Here is an 18742-nt window from a genome sequence, read left to right on the forward strand (position 1 = left end):
GGCGGCAAGCTGATTAATCCAGTGTCAGTCTTTTTAGTGACCAGGAGCTGCCATTGTAAATATCAAGGTCTACCTTTGCATTGATACCATGTACAATCCCGTTTTCTGTAAACTGCCAGAAATCCCATTTGTCATCGGGAGAAGGAGAAGCAACATCATTGTAATTGGCCAGCCATAAAGGATAATCTTCAAACTCTCCTTTCAGAAAGTCTTTATAATAATGATAATAGGTATAGATAATAGGTTTTTCGTCATAGGCATCTTCTACAATTTTACACCATACCTTCAGGTCTTCAACCAGTTTTTTGTTGGTCTTACGTTTGGGGATTTTTTCAATATCAAGAATTGGAGGGAGATCTCCGCTTTCAAGTTTTACATTCTCTAAAAAATTGTTTGCCTGGATAACAGGATCCTCATCTGCTCTGTAAAAATGGTAAGCTCCGCGGATCAGGTCATGCTTTTTGGCAATTTCCCAGAACTCATCAAAATGTTTGTCGGCACTTCTGTTTCCCATCGTTGCACGCATCACAACGAACTCTAACGGAATGGTTTTATTTCCAATGCTGAGGCTGTCCCATTTGATATCTTCTCTGTTCTGGTAATGGGAAACATCAAAGCCAAAAGTTTTATCAAGGTTGCCGGCTAATATTCTCTGTATTCTGGCCGCCTCTTTTTCACTGTTATGAAGCTTTTTATGTCTGAATTTATTAAAGTACAGTGCATAATAATAGCTGACCGTCTGTTTTAAATAAAATCCGGTCCCTATTAATGCTATGACCAATATACCCAATATGATCCATCTTCGGAAAAAATACTTCTTCCGGCGGGATTTATGGACTTGTTTGGCAGTTTTTTTGGTGTACTTTCTTGGTGACATAAAGTTTTGCAAAACTAACTTTTTTCACTGCTAAATGCTAAAATAAAATCAGTAAATTTGTGTATTATGGAAACACGCGAAAAAATCATCATTATTGGAGGAGGATTTGCGGGGCTGCAACTTGCAAAAACATTGAATAACAAGAACAAAAAAGTCATTGTTCTGGATCGGATGAACCATCATATGTTTCAGCCGCTTTTTTATCAGGTAGCCTCAGGAAGGATAGAACCGTCCAATATTTCTTTCCCCTTCAGGAAGATTTTTCAGCAGTCCAGAAACACACAGTTCCGTATGACAGAGGTGAAAGAGATAGACCCTGCCAACCACAAGGTGATTACCGACGAAGCAGAGTTTACGTATGATAAACTCATTATTGCAACCGGTTGTAAAACTAATTTTTTCGGTAACAAAGAGCTGGAAGGCAAAGCTTTCGGAATGAAAAATACCCAGGAAGCAATCAGTATCAGAAATCATGTACTGATGACCTTTGAAAAGCTGATTATTGAAAAAAGCCGAAGCGATGACGGAAACTGGAATATCGTTATCGTAGGCAGCGGTCCTACAGGAGTAGAGCTGGCGGGGGCTTTTGCTGAAATGAAAAAAGAAATCCTCCCAAGAGATTATCCTTATATGAATTTTGATCATCTGAAAATTATTCTGGTAAGCTCTACAGAAAAACCACTTGCTGTGATGAGTGGTGAAGCTCAGGATAAATCTGAAAAATATCTAAAAGATCTTGGGGTCACTTTTATGAGCGGAGAGGTAGTGACAGATTATGATGGTGATAAAGTACATCTCAGAAGCGGGAAAGAGATCCCTTCTAATAATGTCATATGGGCGGCCGGAGTTACAGGAAATGTCGTAGGCGGCTTTCCCGAAGAAAAATTAGTGCGAAACAGATATATTGTAGATCGGTATAATAAAATAAAAGGGTACGATAATATTTATGCTATCGGGGATATTGCCTACATGGAAACACCGAAATATCCGCAGGGACATCCTCAGGTGGCCAACGTAGCGATTAATCAGGCAAAAAATCTAGGGAAGAATCTGTTAAAGAAAAGTCAGGGTGAGTGGAAAGAATATGAATATGATGACAAAGGGTCATTGGCAACTATTGGAAAGCACAGAGCTGTTGTCGACCTGCCGTTTATTAAATTCCAGGGATTTTTTGCCTGGTATTTCTGGATGTTTCTCCATTTAATGCTAATTTTGAGCGTTAGAAATAAACTGGCCATATTCTTCAACTGGATGTGGAGCTATATCAATAAAGATTCTTCTTTAAGATTAATTATTATACCTACTAAGAAAAACGGAACATTACAATGAGAATTGACATAATAAGCGTGCTTCCTGAATTGATGGAGAGTCCTTTCAAAACGTCTATTTTGAAAAGAGCGATGGATAAAGGACTTGCAGAAGTACATTTTCATCATCTGAGAGATTGGGCAACCAATAAGCACAGACAGATTGATGATGAACCCTACGGAGGGGGAGCGGGAATGGTAATGATGGTTGAGCCGTTGGATAAATGTATTTCAGAGCTTAAATCTCAAAGAAATTATGACGAGGTGATCTACCTGACACCGGATGGCGTTACCTTAAATCAGAAAATTGCCAATTCACTTTCTATCAAGGAAAATCTGATCTTCCTTTGCGGGCATTATAAAGGAATAGACCAAAGAGTAAGAGACCTTCATATTACAAAAGAAATTTCAATCGGAGATTACGTGCTTACAGGCGGGGAACTTGCAGCCTGCGTGCTTGCTGACTCCGTTATCAGATTACTCCCCGGAGTTTTAAATGACGAGCAGAGTGCACTGACAGACAGCTTTCAGGATGATCTTCTTGCACCACCCATTTATACAAGACCTGAAAGCTATAAAGGGCTGGAGGTTCCAAAAATACTATTGAGTGGAAATTTTGGTAAAATTGAAGAATGGCGTCATGATGAAGCGCTAAGAATCACAAAAGAAAAACGTCCCGATTTATTATAAGAAAGAGTTACTGAAACTTATTTAATTCCACGGATTTACCCAATTCCATTTGTTATTGATAAATGGAATAATATTTGTTATATGTTTGTTAAGTGTGAAAAATATTAATATTTCTAATTTTAAATTGAAAATTTATTTCTATTATTCGTGATTTTATATATTGTCTCAATTTTGATTAATATATTAAAACTCTCAAATAGTTGAAAAATTAATTTTATATAGCTGATTTCATTAGTATTTTTTACTATATTTGAATGGTTTTTTATTGGGAATTGATTTGTTGTTTTTGTGGCAAATCAATAAAATTTGAAAAATAATAATAATTTTACATCTTAAGAAAAAGAGCATAATAAATTAAAAGTATAGAAATTAGTGTAGATGGAGCTGTTCTCTTTTTATAATGTTGAAAATTTATTTTTACCCGACCCTAAGCCTGTCCATAAATTAGATCCTACCCGGTCAGGATTAAGAAATTGGGATGAAAAGAGATATAGAAATAAACTTTTTAAAATCTCTCATGTATTTCAGCTTATGAAGGAGGATAATGGTGTAATGCCATTTATCATAGGATTATCTGAAGTTTCCGGAAGGAAAGTTTTGGAGGATCTTGTAGAAATGGAACCTTTTGATTCGCAATATGGAATTGTACATTATAATTCTATGGACGAAAGAAAGGTGGATGTAGCCATGTTATATGATAAAAACAAAGTAGAGGTGATAGATTCAGAAACCATTACTTTCTTTTTTGAAATAGTAAATAAAAACACAGAAAATTACGACACAACAAGAGACGTACTTTTTTCAAAAATAAAATATAAAGGAGAAATTATTAATGTCTTTATCGCCCATCTTCCCTCTAAGCGCGAAAAAGATGTCAATAAGCCTAAAAGAGCTTTTATTTTGAATGAGATCCGGGAACGGATTATGAAAATAGTGGATGCAGATAAAGAGCATGTTATATTGTGTGGTGATTTTAATGAAAACCCGGATGATGAAAATTTAGTACAGATTCTCTATGACAATTACCATGAGAAGGTTTTGATGAATCCTTTTCAACAATTGTTTTCTACAAGAAATTATTCTACTTTTCATTATAAATCTGGATTGCTGTATGATCAGATCATGATGTCAAGATCTTTACTTGATAATAAAACGCTGGCTTTTCAGGATGCTCATATATTCAATTCTGAAAAAATCCGCAGCAGAACCAGACATTTTGAAGGACGGCCTTTCCGGACTTATGCCGGTACCCGGTATTTAGGAGGATACAGCGATCACTTTCCGGTTTTTGTAAAATTTAAAAATTTACAGTAAAAAACATAAATAATAAAAAAGTAGAAAATGAAAAATTCGAGCAACACAAGCTATCATTTAGATTCTATTGACAAGGAAATTATTTACATGCTGATGGATAATGCTAAAACTTCATTAGCCCACATTTCAAAAAATGTCGGAATTTCCACCACTGCAGTACATCAAAGAATCAAAAAACTCGAACATGCAGGAGTTATTGAAAATTCAATATCATTCCTTAATCCTAAAAAAATTGGATATAAGGTGATTTCCTACATCGGCGTATTTCTGGATCAGCCAAGTCATTATCCTGAAGTGGTAAAGTCTTTGCATGACATCAACGAAGTAGTGGAGGCCCACTATACTACAGGAAATTATACTATTTTCCTGAAAGTTCTTTGTAAAGATAATGATCACCTGATGCAGATCCTTAACAAACTTCAAAAACTGAAGGGTGTGACAAGAACAGAAACTTTTATATCTTTAGAACAAGGTATTTACAGACAATTGAAAGTATAAACGATATGAACATAGCCCAATATTTGGATTCCACTTACCTGAAAACTCCGGAACAGTCAGGTATTTCTCATGAAAAAACGCTTCAGAAGGATAAAGAACTTGCTCAGGAAGCTATAGATAATGGTATTTTTGCCGTAATGATTCGTCCGGATTATGTGTCTGAAATCAAGAAATATATTCAGGAAAGAAATTCAAATGTTGCAGTAGGGACGGTAATAGGTTTTCATGAAGGTACCTATTCTGTCGATGAAAAACTGGCAGAAGCATCAAAAGCTATTGAAGACGGTGCTGATGAATTGGATTTCGTTATTAATTATACTGCCTATCTGCAGGGAAATACAGAGCTGGTAAAAGAAGAATTTGTAAAATGTACAAGATTATCTCTTGATCATCATAAAGTTGCAAAATGGATTATTGAAATTGCTGCATTAAGTGATGAGCAAATTGCAGATCTTACTAAAAATATTGCTGTATGGGCGGAAGAGAATTTTTCTGATCATGACCTGGCAAACATTTTTGTTAAATCATCTACAGGATTCTATAAAACTGCTGAAGGGAAACCCAACGGGGCAACTTTTGAAGGAATAAGAATTATGCTTGATAATGCCGGGAAGCTTCCGGTAAAAGCTGCAGGTGGCGTAAGAACTCCTGAGGATGCTGGAAAAATGATTAATATGGGAGTAAAAAGAATCGGAACCTCTTCAGCATTGGCATTAATTAAGAATGAATCTTCGACAGAAGGATATTAATTAAATCAAAATTCAGAATAATAAAAAACCATCAGCAACACTGATGGTTTTATTTTTTATAGCTGTGCCTGATATTCTTCGTAGAATTGTTGGGTTTCTTTGATCAAACTATCCATTTCTTCCATTGTGAAAACTTCCAGGAATTTTTTTCTGAATTCCTTGAAATGAGGAATTCCCCGGAAATAGTTGCTGTAATGCTGTCTCATTTCAACAAGTCCTAATCTTTCTCCTTTCCATTCTGTGCTCCATTCCGCATGCTGACGAACAGCAAGCAGTCGGTCTGAAATTGTAGGTTCAGGTAAATGCTCTCCCGTTTTAAAGAAATGCTTGATTTCATTAAATATCCAAGGATATCCAATAGCGGCACGTCCAATCATGATACCGTCACATGCATACTTTTGTTTATATTCTAATGCTTTTTCAGCAGAGTCTATATCACCATTTCCAAAAATCGGGATTTCAATATTGGGATTTTGCTTGATTCTTGAAATATGTTCCCAGTCAGCTTCACCTTTATACATTTGAGCTCGGGTTCTGGCGTGGATTGTAAGTGCTTTGATACCGGTTTCCTGAAGGCGTTCTGCCACTTCATCAATATTAATGCTGGTACTGTCCCATCCTAAGCGGGTCTTTACTGTTACAGGTAGATGAGTAGAGCTTACCACAGCCTTTGTAAGGCGAACCATCAGGTCGATATCTTTCAAAACACCTGCTCCTGCTCCTTTGCAGACAACTTTTTTTACAGGACATCCGAAATTAATATCTACCAGATCAGGATTAACTGTTTCAACAATTCTTGCAGACATAGCCATCGCTTCCTCATCTCCACCAAAAATCTGTATTCCAACCGGCCTTTCATAATCAAAAATATCAAGCTTTTTACGGCTCTTGATAGCGTCACGAATCAACCCTTCGGAGGAAATAAATTCCGAATACATTAAATCTGCGCCGTGCATTTTACACAAACGTCTGAACGGAGGATCGCTTACGTCTTCCATTGGAGCCAGCAAAAGTGGAAATTCCGGCAGTTCTATGTTGCCTATTTTTATCATGGTGCAAATTTACGAAATTCTGAAAAAACAATATTTTATAAATTCAGATGTGGTACTATGTTTTGCTTGTGTTGTGTTATTTAAGGGATTTTATGATACGTTGTTTAGTTTTTGTTTAATATATTTAACTGATTGTCAGTATTTATTGAATTTTATTGATAATTATTTTTTATATTTAGTATAATAAAAATTAATGTCATGAGGAAAATTCTATTTTATTTGATGGCAATTTTAGTTTCATCAAATTTTTATTCACAAATCAATATTTCTGCTACAGCAGGAACAGCTACAGGAACCTATACTACGTTAAAAGGAGCATTTGATGCGATTAACGCAGGAACACATCAGGGAGCCATTACAATCAGTGTTACGGCCAGTACGACAGAAACGGCAACGGCCAGTCTCAATGCCAGTGGGGGAACAGCAAGTTATACTTCCGTAGTCCTAAAGCCTGCGACTGGAGTTACTGCCACTATTTCCGGAGATATTGCCAGTGCACCTTTAGTGAGAATACAGGGGAGTAATATTACCCTGGACGGAAGCAATGCAGCTTCAGGAACTACAAGAGATCTTACCCTTACCAACACTTCTGTTACAGCACCGCAGGTACTTACATTTATAGCAGCTTCAGCTGCTGCTGCCAATACGAATATTACGGTTAAAAACCTGAATATAGTTAATGGTATCAATACCTCTTCTGCTTTTATAATGTATGATGGTGCAACAACTCCTACAGGTGGCTTCTTTAATAATGTGACCATCCAGAATAATTCTGTGAAGAAAGCTTACATAGGAATTTATTTACTTGCTGCAACAGCTGCAGGTAACGGAGGGAATACCCTGGTGACAGGAAACGATCTGAGCACATCAGGAACAGATGCCATCCGTCTCTGTGGAATTTATGCACAGGGAACAGATGGGGTGACAGTAAGTAATAATACGATTGGTAATTTTGAAACAACAAATGCTGAGATCAAAAGAGGGATCTGGTTTGCAACTGCAACCGTTAATTCTTCAATTACTTCCAATACAATTACCAACCTTGGATATACCGGAACTTCTACCGGAGGAGCTTCCGGGATAACAGTAACCTCTGGTAATACAGGAGCCTCTGCAGTCGCCAATATTAATGTAAGCGGAAATACAATTTCCAATTTTACTTCCAGTGGAACGGGGACTCTGTTTGCCGGAATTTATGCGGCAGGTACTTTGACAACCGGTATAACCATCAATAATAATAAAATTAACGGAATTAAAAATACCAATACATCAGGATATGGAGCTCAGGGTATCTATCTTGCAACAACAAGCCTTACTTCCAATACACTGGTTGCCAATAATGTCGTGAGTGGTGTGGCAGGTTATGGATATGCAACAACCGGAGGAGTAAATGACAATGGGAACGGTATTATTATTACTGCAGGAGGCGGATATAAGCTTTATTATAATACTGTTGTGATGAATGTCAGCCAGACAGTTGCAGGGAGACCGTCTGCTTTGAATATTACAAGTGGAGTAACCGGTGCAGGAGGTATCGATGTGAGAAATAATCTTTTTGTCAATACCCAAACTCAGGCGGGAGACAGGTATGCTATTTATGCCGGAGCTGCCAGCAGTGTTTTCTCTACTATCAATTATAACAACTTCTATTCTTCCGGTACGAATCTTGGCTATATTGGCGGCGCCGCAAAAGCAACACTTACCGATATTCAGGCTGGATTCGGAGGAAATGTAAATTCATTGAACGTTTTACCTGTATTTGTATCAGCAACTGATTTCCATTTATCTGCTACAGGAAATGCAGCTCTTGATAACAAGGGAACTCCGGTAGCTGAAGTAACATTGGATGCTGATGGCAACACAAGAAATGCTGTCACACCTGATCTTGGAAGTTTTGAGTTTACAGCAACGGTATTAGCCGCCAATGAAGCTGCGAAAAAGAATACGGTAAGCATATATCCGAATCCGGTTGTGGATTACCTTTATATTAACAATGACAGCAGAATCAAAGATGTTGAACTGTATAATGCTTCAGGGCAGAGAATTCTTAGTGAGATCATCAATGCAGAAAAAGGATCTGTGGATATGAGACGTGCTCCTGCAGGAGTTTATATTGTAAAAGTGAATGGAGAAAAAGGATCCCAATCACTGAAAGTTATTAAAAAATAACATTCAGATTATATAAAAAAAGGCCCCAATGCAGAGCATTGGGGCCTTTTTTTATCATATAGCATATCAGAAACTGGCTTTTACCTGCATACTTCCGATATGAATGGTACGGTCACCGGAATTTCTTCCTTCGTAGTTAAGATTGAGCTGGATAAATGAATTAATAGCCTGTTGAATAAATACACTCCATACCTGGTTTTTTCCAGGCTTCAGGCCATCCAGCATCTGGTTTCCGACAATGCTGAAATTATTTCCTGTAAAATTGTTGCTGATGAACGAGAAGTTTCCACGGATAGAAGTCTTTCTGCGTTCCCATTGGATGGTACCGGTAACATCAAAAGCTTTAAGAAGCTCTTCACCGTCCAATCTTTGCTTCTGGCGGAATGCCGAAGATAGTTCAGCCTGAATGGCATCTGTAAATTTATATGTTGCTTTAGGCTTGGTTTCAAAATTATTGAGACGATAGTCTCTTGTTGCAAATAACTGTGAAGAATTTTTGATATCATGAACAGAGTTTTCCCAGTCGACTCTGAATTCTTTATTGAACCAATATCCTATATTCAGGAAGTGAGAAGTCTGCTCCCGCTCTTCATTGCTGAAATTGGCATTGATGAGGTTGTCATTGGTAATGAATCTGTAGTTCCCGTTCCATCCTGATTTATCTGTTGGATTAAACTGTACGGAAGCAAGGATATTCTGATTTTTAAGAATTTGATCACTGTTTTTTTCAAAAGGATTCAACACAAGAACCTTATCCTTTTTATAGAATGAGTTCTGAGAATTTAATGAAATATTGAAATTCCAACGCTTTAAAAATCCGTTTTCAGAGTTGAAAATAATTGCAGGGTTTACAAATAAGGCAAGCTGTAATTTATTCTTGTTAGATGGCAGATACCTTACAGAATTGGTATATACACGGATATATTGGGCAAGATCTGAATATTCGGCAATCTCAAATTCGTCCAGCTGCTGAACACCATCTCCGTTATAATCCGTCCATTTGTATACCCCCTGTCCATCTGTTACTTTAATGTACTGAAATTCCCTTTGTGCTTCCTGTCCGTTTCCAAGCTCATAGAAAGCCTGAAGACGCATCCCGTTTCTGAAAAGCTGCTGATTGTATAGGATATTCCCAACCACGAAGTCATTATTTCGGGTTACTTCACCTTCTGCTCCGGAATAAAAGAATTTTCTATAATGAATTAATGCATTTAAAGTAGTTCTTTCTGTTTTGATGATCTGACTTTCGGCCATGAATCCCAGAATATGGTTCATATTCTGAAGTCTGTTGTCACGCACCGAGTCATTATCTCTCATATATACTTTTGCCAATAGCTTTGTTCTCGTACTGTCACCAATTTTCTTTTGGAGAAAGATCTCTTTCCAGCTGAAACTTGTAACATCCATCAGCTGAGTATCGTTGTATTTCTTCTCGTTGTGTTCCATGCTTCCCCCAATTGCCCAGCTTCCTTTTTTACCTGTAAATTCAGTTGAAACTCCACCACGGATAAACTTCGTATCCTGAAGAGTAGCGTTGGTACTCAGGTAAGATAAATTACCTTTGGTAAAAAATTTTCCAGTGATCCATCCGAAGTCCAGGTCATTTTTGATCCCTTTGTAAGAATCCTGTTCATTCAGATAATTGATGCGGTAATTTAAAGTGGACTTATTATTCCATTTATTCAGAAAGCTGAAGATAAACCTGTTTTGAGTTTTCTTATTAAATTCCTGTGCAAGGTTGAAATCTCTGGAGAATTCCACATCATTGATACGGTCCAGAATATGAAATTGTCTGTCTATATATTGGTATTCAAAACTTGGAGTTCCTTTCCATGTATTTTTTGTAAAACTTTTATTTCCAAAAATACGCCATGCATAGCCTATGTTCTGATCAGAATCCTTTGATGAAAATAAATTGACATCATAATTACTCAGGGAAATATCAGCTCCTATTTTTCCTTCATTCAGCAAATACTCAGAGTTTAGAGAGTATACCTGAGATTTCTGAGGGGAAGGCAGTTTTCTTACCGCTCTGTAATCTCCTGCATTAGGACCTACATATTGGAAAACACGTCCGTTATTGGTAGTTTGTGCAATTTTGTAATCCCCCAGATTGGCTCCGAAATAAGTAAAGGAAACCTGGTAGAGTGTTAAGCTTGAATCCGTGGAATATTCATAGAAATTTCCGGCAGAATTTAATTTGTATAAAATTTTGTTGACATCATATTCGGTTACTACACCTGAAGGGGCATACATAAGATCGGGATTGTTTCCCGCCTCTGCAAGAATCTGCTCATCTTCCTTGGAAAGATTTAAAGAAAGAGGAGCATTCTTATTATCATTTTCCATGAACCAGTTAAATCCTATCTTAAACTTTTCTCTCTGATGCTCCAGCTTTCCGGTAAAGAGGTATCGTGAATAATTCCTGTTGGCGTAGTTATAAGAAATCGTGATGAAGTTCTGCTGGAAAATAGGACGGAAGCTGGTGAAGGTAACCTCACCGGTATTGTAATTGATAACATAGTCCTGGTTTTCTCCACGTTTCATTAAGATCCCATCAATAAAAACCTGTTCAGAACCGGAAATAAGTGTGATAAACTGCTCGCCGTTCTTCCCTGTCAGACGATAAGGTCCCTGGTTACCTTCAACCCCCTGAAAACGTATTCTGTGAAATTCACTTCGGGCAACACCGGCAGAAATATCTACAAATGTTTTGTTTTCCTTTCCGAATTCCGTCTGAAACTGAAGCCCCATACTCCGTCTCTGGTATTTGGCGAAATAATTTTTGGCTTCTATAAGATCAAGGTGTCCGGCCCGGAGGATAGACTTTTCCTTAATATTGAGCTGCATGTAGATTTTGTCGAACTCCTCTAAAGTTTGAGTATAACCATCAGCCTGAATCGGAAGATTATGATCTGAAATACTGGCTAAAATGGTAACATCCTTTGATAGCCGTCCTGAAATCTGAAGATCCATGGAACTTTGCACAGACTGCCCCTGGTTATTACCAAATGTAATCCCACGGATGATAGAACCTTTTGAATTAAGCTCTCCTAAAAATCTTTTTTTATCATTTTTTGCCAGTACAGCTTCATCGATAACGACTTTGTTGTGGGTTTTTATGAAATCCAGGGTGTCTTTTGCGAAAATATCCTGTTCAAGCCTTGCGGCAAGAATACTGTCTCTTTTAATACTGTCTTCAGGAATGTTGGGATTTTTCCATGAAAATACCTGAGCATTTCCTGAAAATATGCCAAAGAAGAATAATACGAATAGAATGATAAAATTCCGCAAGTCCTGAAAAATAATTCGTAAAAATAATTAAAAAATGTTAATACTAAGAGGTTTAACATTATTAACGGGAATTTCTGTGGTTTCAGATGGATGTAATGCTTTATTTATTGGAAATAATTCTAATGAATTTATCCTCTCTTTAGTTTATATAAACGGGTACAGATGTTCAGGGCTTCAACTATAAAGTATGTTAGAAACTCAAGAATGTGAAAATAAATTGTCATGGCAGATATGGCTTTTAAGAAGCGCAAATGTTTCTTTAAAAGTTTCTGATTGTAAAGAAGGGGGCTTGTAATATACCCAAAATTATAATTGTAAAACTGTTTCAGAGAAAATTACCGAAAAACAGAATGGCTAATTAACTAATTGTTAAATATATATCACTACTCAGTTTGAATAGCGTTTTTTTTGTAGTTTTACGGAGTATTAAAAAAAATTATTTTATGAAAAAGATCTTTACTATTTTAGGATTGGTGTCAGCAACGGCATTAATGAATGCCCAGATTGTGATTAATGAGATTTATGGAGCTGGTGGTGGAAGTAATTCTGCTATTCTATATAAGTACGACTTTGTAGAATTAAAGAATATTGGATCAACAACTGTTACTTTAACAGGAGCCTATTTACAATATGCATCATCTGGAGGGACTTTCAATGGAGGTAATAGTAATCATGCATTGCCAAGCATTACTTTGGCTCCAGGACAAACCTATCTTCTTCAGGAAGGAAGTGCCGGTACAGCAGGAGGCGATTTGCCTACTCCTGATGCTATTGGAACGATCAATTTGTCAGGATCTGCCGGTAAACTTGCTTTAACTTCTGATAATACTGCACCTACTTCTGCTACGAGTGCTAATGTCATTGACTTTTTAGGATACGGTACAGGTGCTAGTTATTTTGAAGGAACCGGACCTGCGCCTGCACCATCAAATACAACTTCAATTGCAAGACTTGCAGGAGATACTAATAATAACTCTGTAGATTTCACAGCAGGAACACCTACTCCTCAGAATTCAAGTAATGCAACTTTATCTGTCATTGACGCTAAAAACGCAAAAGCAACCAATTTTGTAAAGAATTCTTTCGTTAAAAATAATGAGATCGTTTTCGGATCTGATGTAAAAGACGTAAAAGTTTTCAATATGTTTGGACAGCTTGTAAAAGAAACTTCTGTAAAACAGAACGGAACTGTAAGCGTTGCTGAACTGGCAAAAGGGAACTATATCGTGACAGGTACGGTGAATAACCAGCCGGTTTCTCAAAAGGTTCTTAAAGACTAATCTTTTTGGATGAAAATATAAACAGCCTCTTCATTGAAGGGGCTGTTTTTTTATGGGTTATTTCCTCATTCTTAGATTTTTATATTGCTTTATTTCTTAATTTACTGGTATTATTTTTGATATTTTTATTTCAGTCCATTCCTAAAATAATTACGATGAAAAAAATCTTTACTCTTGTTGGTCTTACCGTATTATTATCCTTTTCTAAGGCCCAGATCGTGATCAATGAGATCTATGGCGGTAATGCTAACTCCGGGGCTGTATTGAAGAATAATTATATTGTCCTTAAAAATACCGGATCCACTTTGGTTTCTTTAACAGGGGCAAGCATACAGTATGCTCCGGCTATTGGTCCTTTTACGGAATATCATACATTGCCGGATCTGACACTGGGACCTGAAGAAACCTATCTTATTCAGGAATCGGTGATTGAAGGAGGAGTTGAAAGTCTGCCTGCACCAGACTTTATTGCAACTACTGTAACGAATTTTGACGGAACTCCCAACAAATCTTCAGGGTTAAAAATCTCAAATGTATCCGGGAAAATCGCTTTAGCAGGAAATATTGTACAGGTTACAGGACCCTCAGCATCCAATGTGCTGGATTTTGTAGGATATGGATCAAATGCAGATCAGTTTAAAGGCGACGGACCAGCTCCTTCTCCGACTGCAACCACTGCTATCAAAAGAACCTTGGTAGGCAGTAATGATAATATGACAGATTTTTCTCTTGAAGGAAGTGTAAAATCCAATTTTGTGCAAAATCCTTTTATTAAGGATAGTAAAGTTATCTTTGGTACTGAAGTGAAAGATGTGAAAGTATATGATACATTCAGGCAGGTAGTGAAAAAATCACCCACAAAATTAGCTTCAAGTCTTGATATTGCAGAGCTTCCAAAAGGAACATATATTGTCACAGGAACCATTAACAATATTCCCATCTCACAGAAAATTATAAAAGATTAGTTTTAATAAAAAGAACAGCAAATATTTATAAGCTGTTCTTTTATTTTAGACGAAGTGTGGTCTTTTGGAAATTTAATCCACAAAGTTTTCCACAATATTTTTTATTATTGAGGTTGTTAAACTTACATTCATTATTTTTTGTAAAGTTTAAATACCTTTATTAATAAAATTTAATACCAGCCTCTTCTTGCTGCATTAATAATGGAGCCGAGATTAAGAATCAATGTATATCTGATACGCTTTCCATAATCCTTGAATGAAGGCTCAAATCCTAAAGAAGACTGTATCGGGAAATAGATTTCCAGAAAATCAGGAATGATTCTTACCTTAACCCCGGTATCCCATATGAATTTGGCAGGAAGATTTTTATTTTTGTAAACCCCGGCATCAGCATACACATGGAATATTTTCCATACACTTGAATCTACGTTGGCAGAAGTGATCCATTGGTTAACACTTCCTGGCAGAAAAGATTTGAATCCGCCGTCTGCCAGTATAAACTGTTGTGAAAGAATTCCGCTGCTGGCGCTTTCCCCCAAAAGGGTATAAGAAAATGAATAGTTGGAAACCCTGGAAATTCCATAGTTGAAAAGGTTGGTCCGGGTATTGTTTCTTAAGAAATATCCTGCAAATAAACGTACGCTGAGCTTTTGTTTGGGAGCAAATTCCCATCTGTAGAATCCTTCAGCAGTTATTTTATTGAAATCTTCCATTCCCTGGGTGCTCAGACTGAAGCTTTTTTCATGGATCATCTGGCTGTCGCTATAGCCATATCCGATGCTCCAGAGATTATATTTGCTGTAGTCATTAGTCGCGATCATCTGAGGACTCAGATCTCTCTCAAAATAATTATAGGAAATCCCGATTCCTCTGCTTACTGTACTTCTCGGATTCTTCCTGAAATTAATAGTGGAAGATAGGGAGGTTTTTCTGTATGCAAGATCATAATCATAGTGAAAATAAGAGCCGGAAGCGCCAAAAGTTAAACTTCTGATAATACTTTCAGCCGGAAGAAAAGAGTAGGAGACTGCAGCAGATCCTGTCAGCTTCCCTGTTCCGGTACTGTAGGTAGGAGTCACTGAATACAGGAATTTCTGGTCAAAGAAAGACTGATTTTTTAGATTCACTCCCAAAAGGAATTTATCGTAGGTATTGTTGAAACGTACTCTTGGGCTGATGTAAATTTCATTGTATTCAGGGTTGGGAATATCTTTTATTAATTTAAGTTTAATTTTTTTTGCATTTGAAAACAGTCCCTTTGCATACAGAAAATTGTCCCGGTAATTGGATTCAGGGAAAATATATCCGTTATTTAAAGTGACTTTATAAATATTTTCTGATGCAGGAAGAGATAAGCTGGTAACATGTTCATTTTCCTGAGTGTCTACCCAGTAATCTTTCTTTTCCCCCTCTCTGGTTTCTGTTTGCAGTTTTACAGGAATGGAAATATCCGTATTTTTTACAATTCTTATTTGCAGAGAATCGTTTTCTTTTCTGATGTTTTTCAATTTAAAATCAACTCTGTTTTTTTGTTTGAAAAAACCAGAAAGATAAGCTGCTGATTTATTTTTTTCAGAAAGGGCTGTCAGAAACTCTTCAGGATTGATTTGTTTTCCGGAGTTCTGAGAAATATAATTTTTTACAATTTCATTGAAGCGGTCATATCCCATTTTATCAGCTGAATAGTTGAAAAGACTTCCGGTTTCAAAGCTGCTGATGGCCATATCATTGAAGTTACTCAAAACAGGGAAGTGCTCATCTATTTTCTGATCAAGATTCTGCAGCATGATATACTGATAGGACAGTCCATAACGATCAAGAAGTTTTACTTTGGAAGCATGGAATAATTTTAAAGGTTTGACTCCGAATATTCTGGTTTCAGGAAGAGTCCCCAAAAGTTTTGTGTCAGCGTAGAACTTTTTGAGATACTGAATTTCCAGATAAGATTTTAAACCGTTTTTAAACCAATGATCTTTTTCTTTATCTGCAATTACGCTTTCGTCAAGAACTTTCTTGGCAATAATTCCAAAATAATCCAGGTCGGTATTTTCTGTATCAGTAAATAAACGGAATCTGAATTTCCAGAAAGTAATATCATTATTTCCAAAAAAATCTTCTTTGGCTCTGAATTTATCTGAAATAAAAATACTTTTTGGAAGTAATCCGATGCGTTCTTTAAGAAATTTTAATTGTAAAGGAAGGTAAAATTCCAGGTTTTGTTTTTCCTCCGGTTTAAGATTATATCCAAACTTGATGTCGATTTCCTCTCCGTCAACATTGGTTTTTATAGAAGGAAAGCTGGTTGTTGAAACCAAAAATTCAGGATCCGAATCAAGATATCCTTTAAATGAATTCATTTGGATTTGCGGAAGATTACCTTCGACAAAACTATTAACAGGAATATCAAAGTTTACAGTCCAGAAAGTATTGAAACTTACAGGTTCTTCAATATCGTGGTAGTTTCTTCTGGAAATATTGTCCGGATCAAAGTGATCCGGAACAATAAAGAAATATTTTAATATGGTATTCTGAGCGGAGGTTCCGTATCCCGTAAAAGCTCTATCAGGAAGCTGCATCCGATATTGTAACCGCAGCTTAACACTTTCTCCGGGCTTCAATACATTCTTAAGAGGAATGAAAAGATTCTCATCTGAGAGTGTATTGATAGAAACAGCCTCATTTTCAGAATTTTTAATATTCAGTTCGAGGAGTTTTCCCAGCTGATCACTTTTTGCAAAATGTAAATCAGTATTTCTGTCTTCCAGTTTTCTGTAGACTAAAGAGGTCCCCCGTTTATTATAGGCAGAAACCCAGTTCAGGAGTTTTATGGTTTGCAGGTCTTTTCCGGAATGATTGTGATAAACAATTTCCTGGCTGACATCAAGGTTCTTTTTGTCAGGAGACAGTTTAGCTTCAATGTATATACTGTCTGTCTGTGCAGAAACCTGTACAGCTCCCCATAACAAAATAAGACAAATGCTGATCTTTTTCAAATATTCGTGATAAAGTCCAAATATAACTTATTTTGTATATACTTTATAGCATTTTAACCCTGAATTGCTTTTTTTTCCAAAGAATTAATATACGCATTCCATCCCTCAGTCTTATAAGTGATCGCAGATGCTTCAGGATCATTGGATTTGTAAATTCCTCTTCCTACAATAATAAAATCGGTGTGCAATGTTTTGAATACGTGTTCCGGCGTGTTGTACTGCTGTCCTTTACCATCTCCCGAATCTGCAAGGTTTACACCGGGAGTGAATAATAAAAGTTCTTCAGGAAGCTTATTTTGAGAAACACCACCTATTACATTAGGATGAGATAATGCTACTTTCAAAGCTTCTTCACGATAGCTTGCTGTTGTTAATGTTCCTTTGGAAGACATACCAACAATAGCTACCACTCCTACATTATTGAAGCAGTCTAGTGATTCAAAGCCTCCGATCACCTGGGAAGTTACGAAATCTGCCCAGTTGGTAATTTTGAAAACCCCGCTTGTAAACTGAAGTTCCTGTGTATTTCCAATGTCAGCAAATTTTCGGTCTTCCATCAGCAAAAACTGATGTTTTGCGGCAATTGCTTTTAAAGGGATGATTGTTTTTTCATATTCGAAATCAGAAATAATATCGATATGGGTTTTTAAAGCAATAATATGTGGCCCCACTTTTTCTGCCAATTCCAATAACTCCTGAGTCGTAGTGACATCTGCAGAAGCGATAAGGTTTGATTTTTTTGCTAAAGCTGTTTCCAGTAATTTTTTTGATACTGAATGTTGTGCTGCCTGAAGTTTCTGCTCATAAGAAGATCTGGTTTCTTCTTCAAACTGAATATGATTTCCCTGAAGGAAGTCCTGGATTCTTTTTACTTCTTCATCTGACAATTCACCGGTTTCCTGAAGAATGCCACATACTTCCGAAATATTAAAAAGAGTGTGTACTCTATATCCTTTGCTTTCCAGTAACTGTTTTCCTCCCTGCTCTCTGTCCAGTACCACAACGATATCTGAAACTTTAAGGTCTTCCTGTTCTATTTCAGGTATCGTTTCCAACAATGATTTTCCTGAAGTGATCACATCCTCTACCAAAAGACAGTTTTGTCCTTTCTGGTAAATGCCTTCAATAAGTTTTTTGGTACCGTAGCTTTTCGCTTCTTTTCTTTTAATAATTAATGGAATATAGCTTTCCAGAGACATTGCAGTCGCCATAGGAAGAGCGGCATAAGGAACTCCACAGATTAAATCAAAATTATCTAACGGAAGCATTTCCAATAAATAATTAGCAAGATTTTTTAAAATTTTAGGATCTGAAGCCAAAGGTCTCAGGTCTACATAAAAAGGACTTTCAATACCGCTTTTCAGGGTAAACCTTCCGAATTTGATGATGCCTAGTTTGTAGCACTCTAAGAAGAATTCTTTTTTACTTTCCATTATTTTTTATTAGATGTTGCAAATTTAAGGAATTGAAATAAGGCTTAAAAATTTATCGGTCATTTGTAAATAAAAAACCATCCCGGATGTACCGGGATGGTGTGGAAAATATAATAAACTA

General features: G+C 36.7%; 13 protein-coding genes. 8 read left to right on the forward strand and 5 right to left on the reverse strand.

From position 1 onward, the window contains the following. Positions 1–13: 13 nt before the first annotated feature. Positions 14–877 (reverse strand): glycoside hydrolase family 25 protein, encoded by an 864-nt coding sequence (locus CRS_RS09915; RefSeq protein ID WP_172617031.1) that lies wholly within the window; start codon positions 875–877, stop codon positions 14–16. Positions 878–943: 66 nt separating this feature from the next. Here CRS_RS09915 and CRS_RS09920 point away from each other — a divergent pair, with 66 nt between their 5' ends. The 5 genes from CRS_RS09920 (at position 944) to deoC (ending at position 5435) form a co-directional block, all read left to right on the forward strand. Further along, positions 944–2206: an NAD(P)/FAD-dependent oxidoreductase gene (locus CRS_RS09920; RefSeq protein WP_142723875.1), complete on the forward strand. Its 1263-nt coding sequence runs from the start codon at positions 944–946 to the stop codon at positions 2204–2206. After that, the gene (gene trmD / locus CRS_RS09925) at positions 2203–2874 is read left to right on the forward strand and encodes a tRNA (guanosine(37)-N1)-methyltransferase TrmD (RefSeq protein ID WP_142723876.1); all 672 of its coding nucleotides are present in this window, start codon (positions 2203–2205) and stop codon (positions 2872–2874) included. The genes CRS_RS09920 and trmD overlap by 4 nt, the downstream gene beginning before the upstream one ends. Positions 2875–3252: 378 nt before the next feature. Continuing rightward, on the forward strand, positions 3253–4188 hold the full coding sequence (locus CRS_RS09930) for an endonuclease/exonuclease/phosphatase family protein (RefSeq protein ID WP_142723877.1): 936 nt from the start codon (positions 3253–3255) through the stop codon (positions 4186–4188). A gap of 27 nt (positions 4189–4215) precedes the next feature. After that, positions 4216–4686, forward strand: a complete 471-nt coding sequence (locus CRS_RS09935) for an Lrp/AsnC ligand binding domain-containing protein (protein WP_047379047.1) — start codon at positions 4216–4218, stop codon at positions 4684–4686. A gap of 5 nt (positions 4687–4691) precedes the next feature. Further along, on the forward strand, positions 4692–5435 hold the full coding sequence (gene deoC / locus CRS_RS09940) for a deoxyribose-phosphate aldolase (RefSeq protein ID WP_142723878.1): 744 nt from the start codon (positions 4692–4694) through the stop codon (positions 5433–5435). 56 nt (positions 5436–5491) lie between these two features. On the opposite strand, the gene dusB is transcribed toward deoC, so the two are convergent. Further along, positions 5492–6487, reverse strand: a complete 996-nt coding sequence (gene dusB / locus CRS_RS09945; RefSeq protein WP_142723879.1) for a tRNA dihydrouridine synthase DusB — start codon at positions 6485–6487, stop codon at positions 5492–5494. Positions 6488–6685: 198 nt separating this feature from the next. Here dusB and CRS_RS09950 point away from each other — a divergent pair, with 198 nt between their 5' ends. Then, positions 6686–8656 (forward strand): T9SS type A sorting domain-containing protein, encoded by a 1971-nt coding sequence (locus CRS_RS09950; RefSeq protein WP_142723880.1) that lies wholly within the window; start codon positions 6686–6688, stop codon positions 8654–8656. A gap of 66 nt (positions 8657–8722) precedes the next feature. Here the strand turns inward: CRS_RS09950 and CRS_RS09955 are convergent, their stop codons facing one another. Next, complete coding sequence (locus CRS_RS09955; protein WP_142723881.1) at positions 8723–11950, reverse strand: hypothetical protein; 3228 nt, start codon at positions 11948–11950, stop codon at positions 8723–8725. Between the two features lie 443 nt (positions 11951–12393). Here CRS_RS09955 and CRS_RS09960 point away from each other — a divergent pair, with 443 nt between their 5' ends. Next, positions 12394–13230 carry a T9SS type A sorting domain-containing protein gene (locus CRS_RS09960; protein ID WP_142723882.1) on the forward strand — a complete coding sequence of 279 codons (837 nt, stop codon included), beginning with the start codon at positions 12394–12396 and terminating at the stop codon, positions 13228–13230. 155 nt (positions 13231–13385) lie between these two features. Further along, positions 13386–14195, forward strand: a complete 810-nt coding sequence (locus CRS_RS09965) for a lamin tail domain-containing protein (protein ID WP_142723883.1) — start codon at positions 13386–13388, stop codon at positions 14193–14195. 170 nt (positions 14196–14365) lie between these two features. On the opposite strand, the gene CRS_RS09970 is transcribed toward CRS_RS09965, so the two are convergent. Both CRS_RS09970 and pyrF read right to left on the reverse strand, forming a co-directional pair. Beyond that, entirely contained in the window at positions 14366–17188 is a 2823-nt protein-coding gene (locus CRS_RS09970) for an aminopeptidase (RefSeq protein ID WP_228451225.1), read from the reverse strand. Positions 17189–17241: 53 nt separating this feature from the next. Next, complete coding sequence (pyrF, locus tag CRS_RS09975; protein ID WP_142723884.1) at positions 17242–18621, reverse strand: orotidine-5'-phosphate decarboxylase; 1380 nt, start codon at positions 18619–18621, stop codon at positions 17242–17244. Positions 18622–18742: the final 121 nt, after the last annotated feature.

Source organism: Chryseobacterium sp. ON_d1, from assembly GCF_006829085.1.
Lineage (GTDB): Bacteria > Bacteroidota > Bacteroidia > Flavobacteriales > Weeksellaceae > Chryseobacterium.

Bases quoted from the DNA above. Each gene is read 5' to 3' on its own strand.
- CRS_RS09915 (WP_172617031.1), bottom strand. From the start codon at position 877: ATGTCACCAAGAAAGTACACCAAAAAAACTGCCAAACAAGTCCATAAA.
- CRS_RS09920 (WP_142723875.1), top strand. From the start codon at position 944: ATGGAAACACGCGAAAAAATCATCATTATTGGAGGAGGATTTGCGGGG.
- trmD (WP_142723876.1), top strand. From the start codon at position 2,203: ATGAGAATTGACATAATAAGCGTGCTTCCTGAATTGATGGAGAGTCCT.
- CRS_RS09930 (WP_142723877.1), top strand. From the start codon at position 3,253: ATGGAGCTGTTCTCTTTTTATAATGTTGAAAATTTATTTTTACCCGAC.
- CRS_RS09935 (WP_047379047.1), top strand. From the start codon at position 4,216: ATGAAAAATTCGAGCAACACAAGCTATCATTTAGATTCTATTGACAAG.
- deoC (WP_142723878.1), top strand. From the start codon at position 4,692: ATGAACATAGCCCAATATTTGGATTCCACTTACCTGAAAACTCCGGAA.
- dusB (WP_142723879.1), bottom strand. From the start codon at position 6,487: ATGATAAAAATAGGCAACATAGAACTGCCGGAATTTCCACTTTTGCTG.
- CRS_RS09950 (WP_142723880.1), top strand. From the start codon at position 6,686: ATGAGGAAAATTCTATTTTATTTGATGGCAATTTTAGTTTCATCAAAT.
- CRS_RS09960 (WP_142723882.1), top strand. From the start codon at position 12,394: ATGAAAAAGATCTTTACTATTTTAGGATTGGTGTCAGCAACGGCATTA.
- CRS_RS09965 (WP_142723883.1), top strand. From the start codon at position 13,386: ATGAAAAAAATCTTTACTCTTGTTGGTCTTACCGTATTATTATCCTTT.
- pyrF (WP_142723884.1), bottom strand. From the start codon at position 18,621: ATGGAAAGTAAAAAAGAATTCTTCTTAGAGTGCTACAAACTAGGCATC.